The sequence below is a fragment of the Sphingomonas sp. 66-10 genome (assembly GCF_001897045.1).
GTDB classification, from domain to species: domain Bacteria; phylum Pseudomonadota; class Alphaproteobacteria; order Sphingomonadales; family Sphingomonadaceae; genus Sphingomonas; species Sphingomonas lycopersici.
The window spans coordinates 13386-15622 of the sequence record NZ_MKRR01000030.1; the positions used below are offsets into that span (position 1 = coordinate 13386).

At 66.1% G+C, this 2237-nt stretch carries 3 protein-coding genes; all 3 read left to right on the top strand.

Translation table 11 applies throughout. The features are described from left to right. Window positions 1-1230 (top strand): hypothetical protein (locus tag BGN95_RS03605; protein WP_286771639.1); only part of this gene is annotated, 1230 nt, incomplete at its 5' end. Next, window positions 1227-1808, top strand: coding sequence for a DUF4376 domain-containing protein (locus BGN95_RS03610; protein ID WP_286771640.1), 582 nt, complete (start codon window positions 1227-1229; stop codon window positions 1806-1808). The genes BGN95_RS03605 and BGN95_RS03610, both read left to right, overlap by 4 nt. Further along, window positions 1805-2092 (top strand): hypothetical protein, encoded by a 288-nt coding sequence (locus BGN95_RS03615; RefSeq protein WP_286771641.1) that lies wholly within the window; start codon window positions 1805-1807, stop codon window positions 2090-2092. The genes BGN95_RS03610 and BGN95_RS03615 overlap by 4 nt, the downstream gene beginning before the upstream one ends. The last annotated feature ends 145 nt before the right edge of the window (window positions 2093-2237 follow it).

Genomic DNA, 2237 nt, shown 5'->3' on the forward strand with positions numbered 1-2237 from the left:
CCGGGCCTCAACAATGCTGCGGTGACGATCTACCAGCGTTCGGCCGCCGCACCGCCGCTGCCATCAGTCGCCGTCACTTACACGTTCGCTACCGGCGCGATCGCGGGGCTTAACAACGGCTGGAGCGCAACGCCGCCGGCGGGCACGAACCCGCTCTATGTGAGCGTCGCGACCGCGAGCGCAGCCGGCGGCACCGACACAATCGCGGCGGCCGAATGGGCGTCGCCCGTGGTGCAGGCGCAGAACGGGACCAACGGATCGAACGGCTTCAACTCGAAATCGCTGTTTATCTATCAGCGCGCGGCGTCGGCGCCGGCTCTCCCTTCGGCCGACGCCACCTTCACCTTCTCGACGCAGGCGCTGACCGGCCTCAACAATGGCTGGCAAGCGACCATCCCCGGCGGCACTAACCCTCTTTGGGTCTCCACGGCCTCGGCGCTGTCGACGACGGACACCGACACGATCACACCCGGCGAATGGGCGGCGGCGGCGGTGCTCGCGCAGAATGGTACCAATGGTACAAACGGAACGAATGGCCGCGACGCGATCGTCTTCTACATGGATTCGACGCCGACCGGCATGATCGCCGGGGATACCTGGTACAAGCCGTCGACGAAGCAGTGGCAGCGTTATGACGGGTCAGGTTGGGCGCCGCTGCTCGGCGCGATCGCGTCATTTGACGCGCTGAACGCGACGTACATCGTCGCCGGCACCATCATCGCGAGCAAGTTCCAGCTCGACAACGGCGTTGACCTCGCGTCGATCGTCCCGGGACAGCTCAACACCGCCTTCACCGCGACGCAAGGTGCTGACATCAACCTGCCGGTCACGCTCAACGCGCCGAACACCAGCGGCCCGAACGGTGACGGAACGCAGGCGATCGTCACCTCGCCCCCGGTGTCGATCAACTCAGACAACGACGCCATCTTTGTCAGCGGCTCGGTGACCGTCACTGCCCCAACCAACCGCGGGCAGATCATGCTGCAAAAGTCGACCAACGGCGGCGGGTGGGTCAACCTGATCGAAGTCAGCCCGACGACTAGCCAGTTGGTCCCCAACGGCACGTACAACTATTCGTACGAGGATGTGAGCCACTCGGCGGGCTCGACGCTCACCTTTCGCCTGCTCGCGCAACAGTTCGCCGCGCAGGGGACCGGCGACGGCTCGGCCGGCACCAATTGGACCATCACCGGCGGATCGATCCGCGTGCGGAGGTTCTTCTCGAAATGATCCAGGCGTTCCTTGTCGATGAGGCGACCGGGGTGACGGTGCAGCGCCTCGGTGTTCCCGATCTGGCGACGCTCGAACGATATGCGCTTGAGCCGGGGCAGCAGATCGTGCCCTTTCTCTTTGCGGCCGATATCGAGGCGTTCGAGACCTATCGTGGGGAGTCGGGCGCGACCTATGTGCGCCCGCGCGCGGTTAACCTTGCGCGGGAGCTTGAGGTTGCGAAAATCAGCAGGCGAGCGGAGGTGCTCTCGCGTCGCGACCGGGCGGAATGGGGCGGCTGCGCGGGGCCGCTAGGCCGTGTCGACAGCGATCCGGATAGCCAACGCAAGATCAGCGGCGCTGTTCAAATGGCGATGATCGCGCAAGCTGCCGGTCAGCCGTTTGCCGTTGATTGGACGATGCAGGACAATTCGACGGTCACCCATGACGCGGTGGCGATGATCGGGATGGGCCTCGCAGTCGGTCAGCACGTCGCCGCCTGCCATGAACGCGGCCTCGCGCTCAAAGCGCAGATTGAGGAGGCGGCCGATCAGGACGCGCTTTCCGCGATCGACATAAACGCCGGCTGGCCATCGTGATTGCACGTCTCGGCGCTGTCGCGCGCCAGATCCTCGTTTCGATCGACCAGTTCGCTCAGGTGTTGATTGTCGGCACCGCATACATCGCTGGGCTCACCAGCGTCTGCCCGTCCGCCGATGAGACGATCAGCAGCTATGTCGGTCGGGGCCAGTTGCGCGGCGCGCGCTGGGCGCGGGCCGCCGCCGCCGTGATCGATAGCCTCTTCATCCTGCTCGGCGAGGAGCCCGGCCACTGCCGGCGCAACGTCGAAACCGCCTGCCGCGGATTGCCGCCTACCTCCTGAAGGAGCCTCCATGAAAGTCATTCTGGTCTGGGACCCGCGGTTCCCGGCGCTCAAGCCCGCACGCCTCATGCTCGACGACCAGCTCGCCAGCGCGTGCGTCCGCGCGGGCGTCGCGGCGGCGGCGGACCCGGCTGAACAGGCGGGG